Annotated in this window: 11 protein-coding genes; 3 read left to right on the top strand and 8 right to left on the bottom strand. The window is 73.8% G+C overall.

Annotation, left to right across the window (positions count from 1 at the left end; translation table 11 throughout):
• Positions 1–29 precede the first annotated feature (29 nt).
• Positions 30–1166: an epoxide hydrolase family protein gene (locus DZA62_RS03000; protein WP_116947257.1), complete on the top strand. Its 1137-nt coding sequence runs from the start codon at positions 30–32 to the stop codon at positions 1164–1166.
• On the opposite strand, the gene DZA62_RS02995 is transcribed toward DZA62_RS03000, so the two are convergent.
• From DZA62_RS02995 to DZA62_RS02980, 4 genes are all read right to left on the bottom strand, one after another.
• Positions 1138–3699, bottom strand: a complete 2562-nt coding sequence (locus DZA62_RS02995) for a YfhO family protein (RefSeq protein ID WP_116947256.1) — start codon at positions 3697–3699, stop codon at positions 1138–1140. The two genes, DZA62_RS03000 and DZA62_RS02995, sit on opposite strands and share 29 nt — an antisense overlap.
• A 172-nt stretch (positions 3700–3871) precedes the next feature.
• Entirely contained in the window at positions 3872–5098 is a 1227-nt protein-coding gene (locus tag DZA62_RS02990) for a SpoIID/LytB domain-containing protein (protein ID WP_116947255.1), read from the bottom strand.
• A gap of 1 nt (position 5099) precedes the next feature.
• Positions 5100–6992 (bottom strand): FG-GAP-like repeat-containing protein, encoded by a 1893-nt coding sequence (locus DZA62_RS02985; protein ID WP_157987428.1) that lies wholly within the window; start codon positions 6990–6992, stop codon positions 5100–5102.
• 244 nt (positions 6993–7236) lie between these two features.
• Positions 7237–8292: a class I SAM-dependent methyltransferase gene (locus DZA62_RS02980; RefSeq protein ID WP_116947253.1), complete on the bottom strand. Its 1056-nt coding sequence runs from the start codon at positions 8290–8292 to the stop codon at positions 7237–7239.
• A 163-nt stretch (positions 8293–8455) separates the two neighbouring features.
• On the opposite strand from DZA62_RS02980, the gene wecB reads away from it, so the two are divergent.
• Positions 8456–9598, top strand: coding sequence for a non-hydrolyzing UDP-N-acetylglucosamine 2-epimerase (gene wecB / locus DZA62_RS02975; RefSeq protein ID WP_116947252.1), 1143 nt, complete (start codon positions 8456–8458; stop codon positions 9596–9598).
• Between the two features lie 79 nt (positions 9599–9677).
• Here the strand turns inward: wecB and DZA62_RS02970 are convergent, their stop codons facing one another.
• Genes DZA62_RS02970 through wecC form a run of 3 tightly spaced genes read right to left on the bottom strand, consistent with a single transcriptional unit; the run spans position 9678 to position 13755 of the window.
• On the bottom strand, positions 9678–11861 hold the full coding sequence (locus DZA62_RS02970) for a glycosyltransferase family protein (RefSeq protein ID WP_116947251.1): 2184 nt from the start codon (positions 11859–11861) through the stop codon (positions 9678–9680).
• A complete protein-coding gene (locus DZA62_RS02965; RefSeq protein WP_116947250.1) occupies positions 11858–12517 on the bottom strand; it encodes a hypothetical protein in 660 nt (219 codons plus the stop codon). The genes DZA62_RS02970 and DZA62_RS02965 overlap by 4 nt, the downstream gene beginning before the upstream one ends.
• Entirely contained in the window at positions 12508–13755 is a 1248-nt protein-coding gene (gene wecC, locus DZA62_RS02960; RefSeq protein WP_116947249.1) for a UDP-N-acetyl-D-mannosamine dehydrogenase, read from the bottom strand. The genes DZA62_RS02965 and wecC overlap by 10 nt, the downstream gene beginning before the upstream one ends.
• Positions 13756–14153: 398 nt before the next feature.
• Here wecC and DZA62_RS02955 point away from each other — a divergent pair, with 398 nt between their 5' ends.
• Positions 14154–15344 (top strand): glycosyltransferase, encoded by a 1191-nt coding sequence (locus DZA62_RS02955; RefSeq protein WP_157987427.1) that lies wholly within the window; start codon positions 14154–14156, stop codon positions 15342–15344.
• A gap of 494 nt (positions 15345–15838) precedes the next feature.
• Here the strand turns inward: DZA62_RS02955 and DZA62_RS02950 are convergent, their stop codons facing one another.
• Positions 15839–17140: a nucleotide sugar dehydrogenase gene (locus tag DZA62_RS02950; RefSeq protein WP_116947247.1), complete on the bottom strand. Its 1302-nt coding sequence runs from the start codon at positions 17138–17140 to the stop codon at positions 15839–15841.
• Positions 17141–17155 lie beyond the last annotated feature (15 nt).

Here is a 17155-nt window from a genome sequence, read left to right as displayed (position 1 = left end):
GGTGAAGCGCACCCGAATAGGGTCGTCGGGTGGAACCGTTCCGCGTCGACGTCCCCCAGGCCCAGCTCGACGACCTGCGCGCCCGGCTGCGCGCGACCCGCTGGCCCGAGCCGGCCACCGTCGGCGACTGGTCGCAGGGGGTGCCGCTGGACCACCTGCGCGACCTCTGCGCCTACTGGGCGACGGAGTACGACTGGCGGCGGGTGGAGGGCTGGCTGAACGGTCTGCCGCAGTTCCGGACGGTGATCGACGGCCTCGGCATCCACCTGCTGCACGTCCGCTCGCCGCACGACGGCGCGTTCCCGCTGGTGCTGACGCACGGCTGGCCGGGCTCGATCCTCGAGTTCCGCAAGCTGATCGGCCCGCTCACCGACCCGCCCGACCCCGCCGACGCGTTCCACGTCGTCGTCCCGTCGCTGCCCGGCTACGGGTTCAGCGACCGGCCGGCCCACACCGGCTGGGGCGTCGAGCGGATCGCCGCTGCGTGGGCGACGCTGATGCAGCGGCTCGGCTACGACCGCTACGGCGCGCAGGGCAGCGACTGGGGCACGACGGTGTCGACGCTGCTCGGTGTCGCGCACCCGGACCGCGTCGCCGGCATCCACCTGATGCCGCCGCTCGCGCCGCCCGACCCGGCGACGTTCGACGACCTCACCGAGGCCGAGCGGGCGGCGCTGGACGACCTGCGCGAGGCCGGCGAGTGGGAATCCGGCTATTCGCGGCAGCAGGCCACCCGGCCGCAGACGGTCGGCTACGGGCTGGTCGACTCGCCGGCGGCGCTGTGCGCGTGGATCGCGGAGAAGTACTGGTTCTGGACCGACCACGACGGCTCGCTCGACCCCGTCATCGGCCGCGACGAGCTGCTCGACACCGTCATGCTCTACTGGCTGACCGCCACCGGCGCCTCGGCGGCGCGGCTGTACTGGGAGAGCATCCGCCAGGTCGACGAGTGGATCTCCGGCAGCACCGGCGCCGCCGTCGACGTCCCGACGGGGTGCACGGTGTTCCCCAAGGAGCTGCAGCGGCCGTCGCGGCGGTGGGCGGAGCGCCGGTTCACCGACATCCGGCACTGGGGCGAACCGGCCCGTGGCGGCCACTTCGCCGCCCTCGAGCAGCCCGCCACCGTCGTCGACGAGATCAGGACGTTCTTCCGGCTGGTCCGCTGACCCGTCGGCGGACGACGGCGACGACGGCCAGCGCGGCGACGACGGCCAGTGCGCTCGCGCCGGCGGCGAGGCCCAGCCGCAGGCCGCGTGGCCGGTACGCGCACGACACGTCCGTCTCGTCGGCCAGGACCGGCACCGCGATCAGCCCGCCGACGGTCGACGGGGTGCGGGCGGGGCCGTCGCCGGCCGAGCAGGTCCAGCCGGGCGAGCGGATCACCCCGAGGACGACCATGCCGGCCGCCGTCCCGGGCGCCAGCCGGACGTCGACGCCGTGCGACGTCACGTCGATCGTCGCCGGGCGGGTGCGCTGGTACCCCTCCACCGCGGCGTCGAGGAGCGACCGGTCGAGGCAGCCGACCGGGCGGCGCGGCAGCCGAGCCGGGCCCCGCACGCGCACCCTCAGCTCGGAGGCGCCGGGTTCGCTCGCCGTGGCGATCGGCAGGATCGGCGCGCCGGTGTAGATCCCGGGCCGGCGGGCGCCCTCGAGCAGCACGGGCCGCCAGTCGGTGGCGGGATCGAGGACGTCGCCGACGAACGTGGGCGCTGCGAGGTAGCGCTGCGTCCCCGCCGGGCAGGCCACCGTCAGCGTCAGCTCGACCGGCAGCTCCGCCCCCGCGACCGGCTCGATGAGGTAGTCGTCGCCCTGGGTGGTGACGGTCACCGACGGGTTCGCGGCCGGCGCCGTCTCGGGGACCGTGTAGACGTCGGCGCCCAGCGCGGTCTCCTGGCGGCCGAACGCGCCCGGGTCGTCGGACTCCCAGGTCCGCCCCGGCCGGACGGTGACCAGCGGCGCGACATCGTAGCGGTCGAGGTGCAGCGTCGTGCCCGACTCCGCGACCACCCGCGCGCCGATCGCGAACACCGCGTCGACCACGGGATTCGCCGGGTCGATGGTGGCCCGGGCGTAGGAGCGGTAGCCGAAGCCGAGCCCGGCCAGCGTCCCGGACACCTCGTCGGGGATGGTGCTCGAGTAGTACTGCGAGCCCTGGCCGCCGATCAGCATCGGGTCGTTGAACGACGAGTGCGCGCCGGGCGAGACCCGCGACTCCGGCCAGTCGTCGGCCTCGGCGACCAGCGCACGGGCCTGGTCGTTGGTGTCGTCCCATCCTGGGAAGGCGAACAGGGACCGTGACCGTGCCTCGTCGATCGCGACCGCACCGGCCGCCGCCTCGGCCACGACCGCGGCGCCGACCACCACGACGGCCGTCACCACCGCCCACGACGGCGGCCGCGCCCGCCGGCCCACGGCCAGCCAGGCCAGCACCGCCACCAGGGTCACCACCGGCACGACGATCCGCGTGGTCCCGGTGACGTACGGGCCGTCGAGTACCACCAGGTAAAGGCCCGCCACCAGCGCGAGCGGCACCACCACCGGGGCGACGCCGCGCAACCCGGCGGCGCCGGACAGCCAGCCGGCGATCACCAGCATCCCGGCGACCACGAACGCCTGCCGGAACGGGCTGCCGTTGGGGACGTCGAACCCGTGCCACACCTCGTGCGTCAGCCCGACCTGCATGCTGAGCACCGTCAGCACGATGACCGCCGTCCAGACCACCCGTTCGCGCAGCGCGACGGCACGGTTCACCGGCAGGCTCAGCGCGAGCAGCAGCATCAGCGTCCCGACCGCCAGCCCCGGGCTGCTGCCGACGCCCTCGCTGCCGGCCAGCAGGCGGGACAGGAAGTCCAGCCAGTCCATCGGCGCGAACTCGACCGGCGGGCTGGGCCGCGCGTCCCGCACCGACCAGAACGTCGGCGCCAGCAGCGGCGCCGCCAGCCCGAGTCCCGCGACGAGGACGAACGCACAGCGCAGGACCCCGGTGACCCGATGCCGCAGCGAGACCGAGCTGTCGTAGGAGAGCACCCGCGCGAGCACGACGATCGCGGCGCCGAGCGTGGCCATGTAGACCGTGTAGAAGTGCGCCGTCCAGAGCAGCGCCACGACGAACGGCGCCACGCACAACGGCAGCAGCGTGCGCCGCCGCAGGATCCACTCGCACACGAGGCACAGCACGGGGAACGCCACCAGGGCGTTCAGCCAGATCGTCACGTACACGGCGTCGTCGATCGCCCACCCGCACAGCGCGTACGAGACCCCGGCGAGGACGGCGAGCCAGGCCGGCCCCGCCGGGCGGAGCACGCGCAGGTACGCCGTCATCGCGGCCGCCGCCAGGGCGATCGCCAGTGCCGCGATGACGTACAACGCCAGGTCGACCCCGTCGCGCGGGAACAGCACGACGATCCAGGACAGCGGACTGCCCGAGTAGGCCAGGTAGTCGCCGATGAACGGGACGCCGAACCCGCTGGACCAGTTGAAGGTCAGGTCGCCGGCGGCGTCACCGGTGAGTAGGTCGCGCAGGTGCGCGTGCATGGGGATGAACTGCTGGGCGAGGTCGTTGGTGTTGCGCGAGAGCTCGCCGAACGGGAACGTCCCGCGCACCATGCCGCTGACGACGAACGCGCCGGCCGCCAGCGCCGCGGCCAGCAGGCAGGTGAGCAGCACCTGGCGTCGAGCCACGACGACGGTGTCGAACACGGCGTCCCTCCCCCCGTGCAACCTTTCGGCTGCCCTGCGGCGTCCATGGACTGGAACACCAATTCAGGGGGTTGGGAAGCGGCGGCTTCCGACTCGAAACACCATAGCAACCGCCTGCGACATCACGGCGCCGGCAGATCATCGACCTGCTCGGCGGGCCACCGCGACGGCGTCAGCCTGCGACGCGCCACCAGGCGCTGCGCAGGCCCAGCGCGATGCGGAACTGCTCGCCCGTCACCTCGGCGGAGCCGGCGCTGCCGCGGATCTCCACGGCCGCGACGCGCCCGCCCCAGGCGCCCAGGCCGTCGCGCGCGGTGACGGTGACGGCGGACGGACGGCCCACGCGGGGGAAGGCGGCCGCGACGTCGGCGGCGGAGAACGACGAGCGCCAGGTGTGCGGCGAGCCGGACACCACGCCGTCGTACGGGTCCTCGAACGCCTGCAGGTACGGCCTGCTGCCGCGCACCGTCCAGCCGCCGTTCGCCGAACCGAACTGGGCGAACACCGGGATCCCGGCGTGGACGAGCAGCCGGCCCGCGGTCGCCGCGACGGCGGCGTCGCTGTCCGGGTGCTCGTACCGGCGCACGAGCGCTCCCGCGGCGGTGTAGTCGGCGACGCCGTTGAAGACCTGGCAGCGGGTGCTGTCGCAGGTGTCGTACCAGCCGCCGGGTTCCTCGGTGCGCTGCCAGCGCGCGTAGCTGCGTGCCGCGACGGCCTGCGCGCGCACGGCCGCCGCCGGCCAGGACGCCGGCATCTCGGCCGGCACGACGCTGCGCAGGTACGCCTCGAGCGACGTCACGACGCGGGTGCCGACTCCGGGGGCGACGGCGACCGCCTCGACGGCGCCGCGGTACTCGCGATGCGTCGGGCCGAGCATGAGCCGCACGACACCGGTGGGCGACGTGAACCGGATCGGGCCGCGGGCGGCGGCCGCGCCGAGCGACACCGGGTACCACTCGCGGGCGTAGCCCTGCAGGACCAGGCCGGACCGGCCGGCCAGCACCCGCCACGCCGTGACCGGCCGGCCACCCAGCGACGACGGCAACGTCTGCGCCGCGCCGTCGCCCGCGGCCGCCGCCGTCCCGGCCGTGTGCAGCACCCACGTCTGGTCGTCGGTGTCGGCGGTGACGCGGACCCGCAGCTGGATGTCGTCGCGGGTGACGAGCTCGGCGCCGCGGTAGTAGTGGGCGAGGATGCGCTCGTAGGACAGGCCGCTGACGGCGGCGCCGTACGCGCCCCACTGCGACATGCCGCGGCCGTGGCCGAACCCGCGGCCCTCGATGGCGACCTCGCCCGACGACGGCAGGGTGACGACCTCCGCGGCCGCCGCCGGCGCCGCCGGGACGAGTGCCGCCAGCAGCACCGCCACCGCGGCCCAGGCCGCTCGGCTCCGGCTCATCTCAGCTGCGCAGGTCGAAAGCGTTCCAGCCGCCGCCGTACTGCACCCGCGGCAGGAAACCGCCCCGCCCGTCGCCGGGATAGGCGTACAGCACGCCGCCGGACGTCCAGGCCAGCAGGTCGACCACGCCGTCGCCGGTGACGTCGGCGCCGCCGGTGATGCCGGCCATGCCGTTCCAGCCGGACCCGATCCGCCGCGGCGAGCCGAATCCGCCGCTGCCGTTGCCCGGATAGAGCATCAGCGCGCCGTCGCCGCGGCGGGCGATGACGTCCGGCGCGCCGTCACCGTTCCAGTCGCCCGGCCCGACGAGCGCGGTCATCGCCTGCCAGCCGGTGCCGATGGTCCGGCCGCTGAGCAGCCCGCCCTTGCCGTTGCCGGCGAAGAGCACCAGCCCGCCGTTGCGGTGCCGGGCGACGATGTCCGGCCGGCCGTCGCCGTTCCAGTCGCCGACGGCGGCGAACGCGTCGTACACCGCCCAGCCGGCGCCCAGCCGGACGCCGCGGCCGAGCCGTCCGCCGTCGAGTCCCGGGTAGAACCACATGGTGCCGTCGGTGCGACGGCGCGCCAGCACGTCGTCGTGGCCGTCGCCGTTGAGGTCGCCGGGCAGCAGCTTGACGTCCATGGCCTGCCACCCGGTGCCGATGGACACCGGTGAGCCGAACCCGCCGCCCCAGCGGCCGGGCCACAGCCAGAGCGAGCCACTGCTGCGCTGGCGCGCCACGATGTCGCCGAAGCTGGCGCTGTCGACGTCGCGGCCGCCGGTGGCGTCGCCGCCGATGCCCATGGAACGCAGGGTGCCGGCCCGGATCAGGCTCAGCCTCGAGTACAGCTGTGCCCCGGGGCAGGCGGTCGCGGCGGCGTCCCGGTGCCCGGCGATCGGCGTCCAGCGCTCGCCGTCGTAGATCGCGGCCCGCAGCGGATTCACCCCGTGCACGCCGAACTTCCAGCCGATCAGGCTGCTGACGGCCCGGAGCAGCGCGTTGCTCGGCACCATGGTGTCGTAGTTCCCCAGCGCGGAGACGGCGAACGCGTCGTCGTTGTACCCCTGCGTGTGAGCACCTGTGACGGCCCGGGCGATGCCGCCGTAGCGGCCCTCCCACAGGCGGCCGAACCGGTCGACGATGAAGTTGTAGCCGATGTCGTTCCAGCCGCGCGAGCGCACGTGGAAGCTGTAGATCGACCGGATCATGCTCGGGACGTCGGTGGCGGCGTAGGCGTTGGCGCTGACGGTGTGGTGGACGAACGCGCCGTGCACCTCGCCGTACTCCGGCGGGTCGGCACGCAGGCTCTCGTCGGCGCCCCACTGCGCGCGGCTGCGGATGGTCGGCTGGCCGGCCCGGACCTCGGTCGCCATCGCCTCGGGGGCGCTCGCCGCCGACGCGGGGTCCGCACCCGGATCGACGAGATCCAGCCGCAGGTCGCGCGGCAGCACCGCCCCGTCGGCCGCGGACACGGTGACCTCGACCGCGTCCGACGACGGCACCAGCAGCGGGTCGGTGCCGCCGCGGATGCCGGCGGCCGCCTCGGCGGTGCCCGGCTCGGGTGCGTGCTCGTCGTCGCCGGGCAGCTCGTACCAGGGCGACCAGTCGGCGTCGCCGTCGGCGCGCACTCGGACCCAGGCCTGCAGGTCGGCGGCTCCGGCCCAGGTGACACCTACGGCCTGGAACGGCTCGACGTCCAGCGCGCCGGTGCGGACGGCCGTCGAGCCCAGCCGGGCGCTATCCGAGGACGCGGGCACGAGCGGGACGGTCTGCAGGCCGGCGTCGGCCGGGGCGGGCGCGGCCCGCACGAGTGGCGCGTCGGCCGGCGGAGTGGACTCGGCCGGTGCGAAGGCGTCGGCCGGAACCGGCTCCGCGCCGCGCAGTGGTGTGCCGTCCGGCTCAGTCTCCGGCATGACGGCGTCCGATGGTGGCTCGGCCGCGGCCGACGGCGGCGCCAGACCCGGTAAGGCCAGCGCCGTGGCGACGACGAGCCCGACCCCCGTTCGCGAAGCTCTCGTGTGAAACATGACGCACCCCAGCAGAATCCCCCGACACACTAGTAACAGCAGTCTCATACGTCTCGGGAGTATCCACAAGCCGAATGCGCAGACGAATCTCCCCGCGACCGGGCGGTCGCGGGGAGCGGGACGTGCCGATTCAGGCGGGGGTGTCGCCCGGACGACGGGTCAGGACGTGCATGCCCTTGTCGGCGCGCAGCTGCTGGCGGACGAACTCCGGCCGCTCCTGCAGCCAGCGGCCGCTGACCTCGACCTCGTCGGGCCGGATGGTGTCGTCGAGGACGAACGTCACCTCGTCGGCGCAGTGCGGCAGCAGCACCGGCAGCGCCGGATAGCGGGCCAGCGGGCCGGTACCGGCCGGCGGGCCGTCGACGAACACCAGGCCGATGCCGTCGAGGTCCTTCACGGAGTCGAGGTCGTACCAGTTCCAGTCGCGCTCGTCGGGGCCGGCCCACGGCGCCAGCGGCGCGTGCCGCACCTCGACGACGTCCTGCAGCCCGTGGTCGGCCACTCGCCGGGCGCTGACCTCGGCGAACGCGGCGTCGTGCTCGAGCGCGACCACTCGTCCGCGGCCGGCCTTCTGCGCGGCGTAGCCCAGGACCAGGCTGGACGCGCCGCTGCCGCACTCGACGATCAGTTCCGGGCGGCGGGAGAGCACGTACTCGGCCAGCCAGCGCAGCACGTCGGGCGACGCGGCCCAGTCGCGCAGCGGTGGCATCAGGGCCCGCGGCTGCAGCATGGTGCGCAGATCGAGCAGCGCCTCGATCTGCCAGTACGTCTGGGCGGTGTCCCAGCGGCCGGCCGCGACGTCGGCGCCGACCTCGTCCAGCCGCTTCCCGGTGGCGGTGATCGGCGGCTCCAGCCGGGCGGCGATCTGATCGACGGCGGCGTCCAGCGCCCGCCCCTGCGCCCGCGCGGTCTCGGCGTTCACCGCCAGGGTGCCACGCAGCGTCTGGTGCAGTTCGGACAACTGCCGGGTGTGCCGCGCCGCGACCGCCGACACACTGCGCTTGAGCTGCACCACCAGCGCGCCGAGGACGGCGACCGCGGCGGTCAGCCCGAACGCGACGACCAGCAGCAGACCCTGCGACACCGCGATCTCACCGGCCAGCACCACGCCCAGCGTGACGAGCGACGCGGCGGCCGCCGCAGCGCCGACGACCAGCGCCACCTTGCGCACCGGCACCGTAGCCATAGGTCACCATCCAGGCACTCGTCCACCCGACCGCCGGGCGGAAAAGACCACAGCTTAGCGCCGAATCCGCCCGTTTCCGCCAGGGCCTCGCGGCACCTGCGCATCGGGCACCGTCTACCGTGGGTGCGGCTCCCCCACGGCCCACCGAACAGAGGTATCACCCGTGCTGAAGATCATGACCGTCTACGGGACGCGACCCGAGGCGATCAAGCTCGCGCCGGTGCTCGAGGCGCTCGCCGCCGAGCCCGGCATCACGTCGGTACCCGTCGTCACCGGCCAGCACCGCGAGATGCTCGACCAGGTCAACGACCTCTTCGGGATCGTCCCGCGGCACGATCTCGACATCATCCAGCCGGGGCAGACGCTGGCCGGCATCACCGCGCGCATCATGGAGCGCTTCGACCCGGTTCTCGCCGAGGAGGCCCCGCACGCGGTCGTCGTCCAGGGCGACACCACGACCTCGACGGCGGCCGCGCTGGCGGCGTTCTACCGCAGCGTCCCCGTGATCCACGTCGAGGCCGGGCTGCGTTCCGGCGACCTCGCCGCTCCCTTCCCCGAGGAGGCGAACCGCCGCCTCACCTCGCAGCTCACCGCCCTGCACCTCGCGCCGACGGCACGCAGCCGGGCCAACCTGCTGCGCGAAGGCATCGACCCGGACACCGTCGTCGTCACCGGCAACACCGTCATCGACGCGCTGCTCGCCACCGCCGCCCGCCCGGTGCCGCCGTCCGACCCGCACCTGGCAGGGCTGGTCGCGTCGGGCGCGCCGATCCTGCTGGTCACCAGCCACCGCCGGGAGAGCTGGGGCGCGGCCATGGCCGGCGTGGGCCGGGCGCTGGCCCGCATCAGCACGGCGCACCCGGAGCTCACGGTGGTGCTGCCGGTGCACCGCAACCCGGTGGTCCGCGAGGCGCTGGTGCCCATGCTGGCCGGCCGGCCGAACGTCGTCATCACCGAGCCGCTGTCCTACGCGGAGTTCGCCACCGTCCTCGCGGCCGCGCGCATCGTCCTCACCGACTCCGGCGGCATCCAGGAGGAGGCGCCCAGCCTGGGCAAGCCGGTGCTGGTCATGCGCGACAACACCGAGCGCCCCGAGGCGGTCGAGGCCGGCACCGTCCGCCTCATCGGCACCGACGAGAACCGTGTCGTCAAGGAGGTCGACCGGCTCTACCGCGACGAGGCGGCCTACGCGGCCATGGCGCACGCCGTCAATCCCTACGGCGACGGCCACGCCACCGCCCGTTCCGTCGCCGCCGTCCGGGCCCTGTTCGGCCTGGGCAGCCGGCTCCCGGACTTCGCCGGCTGACGGGGCGTCCCCCAAGGCGTTCTCCCGCTTCACCGGGCATGCATGCCCGGTGAAGCGGGAAGACCCCTACTTCACGTGATCATTTCCCGGTCAGCGCGGCCGACCAGGCCGCACCACCGGCGGCGAGGTCGTGGGCGCCCGCCCGCAGCCGCGCCGCCGCGCTGAGCTTGGCGAACTCGGCCGGGTCGGTGGAGGCGGCGATGGAGTGGACCAGCGCGTCCAGCGAGTCGTACGGAGCGTCGTCGCCGTACAGGTCGGCCGCGCCCGGCTCGGCCGGGGTGCGCACCACCACGCCGCACGCCTGTGCCCCGAAGACACGCGGGTCGAGGCTGCCGCGACGTCGCGGGACCAGGAGCCAGCCGATCTTCCGGTACCAGGTGGGCAGGTCGGCCTCGGGCCGCTCGAACGCGATGCGCGCCGCGACGGCGGGCTCGGCGGCCAGACCGGAGAGCAGCGCCTGGTAGTAGTCGCGTTCCAGCTGGTCCTCGCGCAGGTCCGCGACCTCCCAGGGGAGGTCGTCGCGGACGTGCAGGCTGAACCGGTCGTCGGCGGCGAGCAGGCCGCGCAGCGCGGTGACGGCGGTGTCCGGCCGGGCCGCGGCGGGACGCAGGTCGAGCACGCCGACGCGGAACTGGCGACCGGGCAGGCCGGGACGGTCGAGGTAGGCGGTGTCGACGGGGGCCGGCGCGTGGTGCAGCCGCTCGGCCGGGACGTCGAACGCGGCGGCGAACGCGGCGCGGTCGGGCTCGGCCTGGAACACGAACGCGTCGATCTCCTCCAGCCGCGCCTCGCGCAGGGCCGGTTCGTCGGAGCGCAGATCGCGGACGTGGGCGACGAGCCGCTGGCCGGGAGGCTTGCGGCGGGTGGCCCACGGCAGATAAGGCCCGGCGTCCTCGACGACGACCACGCCGGCCGCGGACAGCTCGTCGAACCGGGCCTGCTCCTGGCCCTTCAGCGACGGGTCCCACTCGGCCACCCGGACGTCGCCGGCGGTCTGGTGCAGCACGGCGTGCACGCCGCGCGACGACGACAGGTCGGCCCCGACCAGCAGCACCGGCCGGCCGCCCTCGAGGGTCACCCGGGGCCGCGCCTCGGAGGCCCGCAACGCCGAGTGGATGCGCTCGACGGTGTTGGCCATGCGGTAGTGGTCGATGGCGTCCATCGCCTTCTTGCGCGCCTGCTCGAGCAGGTCGGGGTCGAGCGCCACCCGCTCGACCGCGTCGAGCACGGACTCGAGCGTGGAGTCGACGAACAGCGGGTAGTCCTCGCCCAGCAGCTCGACGTGGGCGGCGATGCGGTTGACCACCGGCGCCACGCCCATGGCGCAGTATTCCAGCACCTTGGTGGACAGCTCGTGGGTGGAGTCCAGCGCCTGCGCCCGCCAGCTGAACCCGATGTCGGCCGTCTTGGAGTACGCCATGGCGTCGTCGCGGGACAGCCCACCGGCCCACTCGACGCCCGGGCTGGTCGTGACCGCGGCCTTCATGCGGGCGCGCCAGGTGGGCGTGCGGACCGAGTGCATGATCTTGTCGCCGATCATCGACAGCGACAGCCGGACGCCGCGTTCGGCCAGCCGGCCGGGCACCTCGCACAGCTCCAGCGTCTTCCAGCCCTCGGCGAACTTGCCGGCGTAGACGCCCTGCAGTCGTCCGGCGGACGGGGCGGACCGGCCGGGCAGCGGCCCGAGGTCGTCGGGGATCATCGGGTTGATGACGACGCACTTCCCGGCCGACGCGGGCACCCGGTACTCCATGTAGGAGCGGGAGTCCTCGGTCTGCACCAGCATGCGCTCGGCGGACAGCGCGATCTCCTCGAGGTCGCGCAGCCGCTCCGGCGTGGGCTCGGCGCCCGGCTCGGGGAGGTCGATGACGTAGGGCCACAGGCGGCCGTCGAACTCGCGGGTGCGGGCCAGCTCGTTGCAGATGCCGAAGCCGCGCGCGATGATCTTGTCGAACCGGCGGCCGCGGTCCAGCTCGACGATGCGGTGCGCGACGTCATCGATCGAGAGCAGCTTGTTCGGCGGCACGGCGTCGCCGAGGCCCTCGAACGGGTCGACGACGGTGACGTTGTCGAGGCCGTCGAGCGGCTCGAGCATCTTCCGCGACACCACACGGGCCTTCAGCAGCAGCGTGACGTGCGAGTTCGTCCGCGCGAGCACCTGGGCCATGGAGACCAGCCAGATGGTCGAACCGTCGATGAGGTTGATGTTCCCGTCGCCGTAGAGCAGGACCCGGCGCTCCACCGGCGTGGACTGGCTGGTCATCGGTCTCCCTCGACGGCGGCGCGGGCGATCCGGTCGAGCACGCTCACGACCGGCGACATGGGCACGGGGCCGAGGACGGGATCGGTCTCCTGCGGTCGCGGCAGCACGACGTCGGCGGCGCCGCGCAGCAGGTTGGTGCCGACGTTCGGCGGGTCGCCGGAGTCGAGCAGGACCACCGGAGCGCCGAGCTCACGCGCCTCGGTGCACCAGTCCAGGACCTCGAGCAGCAGGGCCGTGCCGGACGACGTCTCGGCGGTGCTCCACGGGCCGGACTGCAGCGCCGCCCGCTCGACGACCAGCACGTCGCCGGCTTCGATGCGCAGGCCGAGCGCCCGCGCCCCCGGCGCCACCGCGGCGACGGGCAGGACGTCGCCCAGCCGGCGGGCGGTCGACGGGGTCAGCACGCCGGCCACCCGGGTGGCCGGGGCCGGTTCGCGACCGGCATCGAGGTCGTTCGCGGGCGCGTCGTCGGCGGCGTCGGTCTCGGGCTCGTCGTCGGGCTCCGCGACCAGGTGCTCCGGGTAGCGCGGCGACAGGATCCGCTCGGCGGCGCGGAACGGCGAGTCGGGCAGCTCGCGGGTGCGGCGGCGGGCGCGGACGATGCGGCGGGCCTTGCGGACGGCGCGCCGGGGCAGCGAGGCGGGCATCAGCGCCACAGGCCCTTCGTGTCGATGACGCGCTTGCCGTCGAGCACCGAGCGGTCGATGCCGCGGAACTCGTCGTGGTCGACCAGCAGCAGGACGACGTCGGCGGCGGCGAGCGCGGCCGTCGCCTCGGCCAGCTCGACGTTGCGCAGCTCGGCGAGGTCGGCCGGCAGCTTCTCGACGTGCGGCTCGACCGCGAGCACCCGGCAGCCGGGCAGCTCGCCGGCGAGGTCGCGGACGATCTGCCGGGCCGGCGACTCGCGCAGGTCGTCGATGTTGGCCTTGAACGCCAGACCGAGCGCGGCGACCGTCGACGTGCCGGTGCCCGCGACGGCCTCGACGGCCCGGCCGACCACGTAGGCGGACTTGCCGTCGTTGACCTCGCGCGCCGTGCGGATCAGCTGGGCCTGCTCGGGCGCGGCCGCCACGATGAACCAGGGGTCGACGGCGATGCAGTGGCCGCCGACGCCCGGCCCCGGCTGCAGGACGTTGACCCGCGGGTGGTGATTGGCCAGCTCGATCAGCCGCCACACGTCGACGCCGAGGCGGTCGCAGATCAGCGACAGCTCGTTGGCGAAGGCGATGTTGACGTCGCGGAAGGAGTTCTCCGTCAGCTTGGCCAGCTCGGCGGTGACCGCGTCGGTGAGCAGCAGCTCGCCCCGGCAGAACCGCTCGTACAGCTCTTTGGCCAGCCGCGCCGCCTCGTCGGTGAGGCCGCCGATGATGCGGTCGTTCTCGACCAGCTCGGTCATGATGCGCCCGGGCAGCACCCGCTCGGGGCAGTGCGCGACGTGGATGACCGGCCGGCCGCCGGCGCCGTCGAGGCTCAGCTCCGGGTTGGTGGCGACGATCTCCTCGGCCATGCGCCGAGTGGTGCCGGGCGGTGACGTCGACTCGAGGATGACCAGCTCGCCGCCGGTCAGCCGCGGCGCGATGGACCGCGCGGCCGACAGCACGTAGCTGAGGTCGGCGCTCTTGTCGTCGTTGAACGGGGTGGGGACCGCGACGATGTAGGTGTCGGCCGCGGGCGGCTCGGTGGTGGCATCGAGGCGGCCGGCCGCGACGACGTCGCGCAGCACGTGGTCCAGATCGGGCTCGACGAAGGGCAGTGTGCCGTTGTTGACCGACTCGACCTTGTGCTGGTCGAGATCGACGCCGGTGACCCGGCATCCCGCTCGGGCCAGGACGGCGGCGGTCGGGAGGCCGATGTAGCCGAGTCCGAGCACCACGATGCGCGATTGCGCGCTCATGTCGTTCTCTCCTCACAGGGCGCTGTGACGCGCCCACCGGAGCGCTTGTCCCGAAGTAGTCTAGGGTGTGCTTCCCGGGTCTCGGCCGTAGCGAGCGACGTCCAGGTGGATGCCTCGCAAGGCCGAGGAAGGAGTCATAGCGGGGTTCTATGACGACTGACGAGAACGCCGCGAGGCGCCGCCTGGGCGTCGCGCGGTAGGCCACGGACCCGGGAGGCAGACCCTAGCACCGAGCGGCCGGACCGACGGCACTCGCCCGCCTTGCCGACCACCCTGACGAAAGCTATTCGATGTCGCAGCTCAAGCCCCTGGTCCGCGCGCCACGCCGATTCGCGCTTCGCGCGCTCCGCGGCCCCGTCCGAACCCTCCTGCGCCCGTTCCGCCCGCAGGTCAAGGCGGTGCGACGGCGACTTCCGCGCCGAGTCGACGCCTACGTGTCGCGCCTGGGCGGCGGCTCGCCACGGGTCCGGCCCGCGCCGCCGCCGGTGCCCGCGGAGCTGGTCGAACAGGCCCGCGCCGGCCGCCCGCCGGTGCCCGGCGCCCCGCTGCGGCTCTACGTCGCGCCGGCGAACTTCGCCGGGCAGGGCTGGTTGTGGGCGCGCGCGGCCGAGCGGCAGCTGCCCGGCGTCGGCGCCGTCACCATGGTCGGCATCCCCGGCGGCTTCCGCTTCTCCGCCGACCACCACGTGCCCGAGCAGGTCTACCTGCGCTCGGCGGAGTGGCAGCGCGAGCAGTTCGACTACGTCCGGCAAGGGTTCACGCACGTGCTCATCGAGGCGCAGCGGCCCATGTTCGGGTCGCTGTTCAGTTCCAACGCGTTCACCGAGGCGCGGGTGCTGACGGGGTACGACGTGCGGGTGGCCACCATCGCGCACGGCCGCGACGTCCGGCTGCCGAGTCTGCACCGCGAGAACTACCGGTGGTCGCCGTACGTGCGTGAGGAGTGGGCCGACGTCGACGTGCTCGAGCGCCAGGTCCGCCGCAACCTCGCCGGGCTGGCCTCGCTGGACCTACCCGCGTTCGTGTCGACGCCCGACCTGCTCGACGACCTCCCCGACGCGCGCTGGTGCCCGGTCGTCATCGACCCCGCGCTGTGGGAGGCGCCGGAGCCGCCGCTGGAGCGGTCCCGCCCGGTCGCGGTGCACGCACCCACCAACTCCAAGTTCAAGGGCTCCGACCAGGTCGACGAGGCCATGACCGACCTGCACGAGCAGGGGCTGGTCGAGTACCGCCGCGTCGAGGGCGTCTCGCCCGACGAGGTGCGCGCCATCATCGGCTCGGCCGACCTCGTGCTCGAGCAGTTCCGGCTGGGCAGCTACGGCGTCACCGCGTGCGAGGCCATGGCGGCCGGGCGGGTCGTGCTCGGCCACATCACCGAGCACAACCGGCAGCGGGTCCGCGACGCCGCGGGCGACGACCTCCCGATCGTCGAGACCACCGTCGAGAACATCCGCGAGGTCGTGCTCGAACTGCTCGACGACCGGGGCCGCGCGCAGAAGATCGCCGCGCAGGGCCCCGGCTTCGTCCGTAAACTGCACGACGGCGCCTACTCCGCCACCGTGCTCTCGTCGTTCCTGACGACGTCCTGACAACGCCGGCCGCTGGGTGGCTCCCCGTCCCCCGGCTGCCCCATGCTCTTGCCGCGACGAACGTGGCAGCTATCCGGGGGCGGGGAGGATCCGGGCACGCCTCGACGTTCGCGTGCCCGTTTCGCACGTTTGCCGGACCATGGGCCGCGATGATCATCAAGGATCGCGTACATCACCAGGCGTTCTCCCGCTCTACCAGGCCTGCATGGGTGGTAGAGCGGGAGAACGCCTGGTGGACGGCCCAGTAAACGCGGCGGAATCTCACCACGTGGACGCGGCGACGGGGCAGAGCACGCCGAGGCGTCGCCACACTCCCCGTCCCCCTGATAAGTGCCCGTTCTTGGCCGCGGAGCCGCGGGTCAATCGGACACGCGTCGCCGCGAAGCGCCCCCATAGGTCCGCTTGAGACGCGGATCCGCGGCACAGAGAATGGGCATCAGGGGGCCGGCCAACGGTCGCCAACCCCCAGACCAACGTTCAACCCTGAAGCCAACTCAGGCGCCGCCGCGACCCACGACGATGCGTGTGACGCCGTCCCACGCGCTCGGGTCGGTGACGTTGCGGCCGTCGACCAGCACCGCGATGCCGGGGAGGTCGCGGCTGCCCAGCTTGCGGTACTCGTCGTGGTCGGCCTGCACGACGGCGGCGTCGACCGGCTCGCCGATGGCGTAGGCCTGGAAGCCGAGCCGCTCGAGCTCGGCGCCGGAGTAGAACGGGTCGTGCACGCGGACGTCGGCGCCGGCCGCGCGCAGCGCCTCGACCACCGGGTAGACGCCGGAGAACGCGGTCTCCTTGACGCCGCCGCGGTACGACGCGCCCAGCACGGCGACCCGCGTGCCGGTGAGATCGCCGCCGCGGGCGGCCGCCAGCAGGCCGACGGTGTACTCGGGCATCGCCAGATTGGCTTCGCGAGCCGCCCGGACCACCGTCGCCTCAGGATCGGTCCACAGGTAGAGGCGTGGGTAGACCGGGATGCAATGACCGCCGACGGCGACTCCGGGGCGGTGGACGTGGCTGTAGGGCTGCGAGTTCGCCGCCTCGATGACCTTGAAGACGTCGATGCCGCGGCCGGCGGCGAATCGGGCGAACTGGTTGGCCAGCCCGATGTTGACGTCGCGGTAGGTGGTCTCGGCCAGCTTGGCCATCTCGGCCGCCTCGGCGCTGCCGAGGTCCCAGACGCCGTTGGGGCGGTCGAGGTCGGGCCGGTTGTCGAAGTCGAGGACGGCCTCGTAGAACGCCGTGGCCGCGGCGGCGCCGGCGTCGGACAGCCCGCCGATCAGCTTCGGGTAGCGCCGCAGGTCGGCGAAGATGCGCCCGGTGAGCACCCGCTCGGGCGAGAACACGACGTGGAAGTCGGTGCCCTCGGCCAGCCCGGAACCGGACTCCAGCACCGGTTTCCACCGCTCGCGCGTGGTGCCGACCGGCAGCGTGGTCTCATACGACACCAACGTGCCCGGCGTCAGGTGCTGGGCGATGGCGGCCGTCGCGGCATCCATCGAGCGGAAGTCGGGCTCGTACGTGGCGTCGTCGACGACCAGCGGGACGACGACCACGACGGCGTCGCTGCCGGGCACGGCGTCGCCGAAGTCGGTGGTGGCCCGCAGCCGGCCGTCGGTCACCGCCCGGCCCAACTGCTCGGCGAGCAGCGCCTCGCCCGGGAACGGCTCGACGCCGCGGTTGACCTGATCGACCAGGTCAGGGTTGATGTCCACGCCCACGACGTCGTGACCCTTGCCGGCGAACTGCACGGCAAGGGGCAGACCGATCTTGCCCAGAGCGACCACGGCGATTCTCATGCACTGACCTTCGGA

Origin of the sequence: Jiangella endophytica, from assembly GCF_003427025.1 — a bacterium.
Classification (GTDB): Bacteria; Actinomycetota; Actinomycetes; order Jiangellales; family Jiangellaceae; genus Jiangella; species Jiangella endophytica.
The sequence above is the reverse complement of the archived record's forward strand: the minus strand, read 5'-3'. Positions and strand labels throughout refer to the sequence as shown.

What these genes read in the sequence shown, in the direction of transcription:
- DZA62_RS02990 (WP_116947255.1), bottom strand. Translation starts at nt 5,098, where the DNA reads ATGAGCCGGAGCCGAGCGGCCTGGGCCGCGGTGGCGGTGCTGCTGGCG.
- DZA62_RS02985 (WP_157987428.1), bottom strand. Translation starts at nt 6,992, where the DNA reads ATGCCGGAGACTGAGCCGGACGGCACACCACTGCGCGGCGCGGAGCCG.
- DZA62_RS02980 (WP_116947253.1), bottom strand. Translation starts at nt 8,292, where the DNA reads ATGGCTACGGTGCCGGTGCGCAAGGTGGCGCTGGTCGTCGGCGCTGCG.
- DZA62_RS02970 (WP_116947251.1), bottom strand. Translation starts at nt 11,861, where the DNA reads ATGACCAGCCAGTCCACGCCGGTGGAGCGCCGGGTCCTGCTCTACGGC.
- wecC (WP_116947249.1), bottom strand. Translation starts at nt 13,755, where the DNA reads ATGAGCGCGCAATCGCGCATCGTGGTGCTCGGACTCGGCTACATCGGC.
- DZA62_RS02950 (WP_116947247.1), bottom strand. Translation starts at nt 17,140, where the DNA reads ATGAGAATCGCCGTGGTCGCTCTGGGCAAGATCGGTCTGCCCCTTGCC.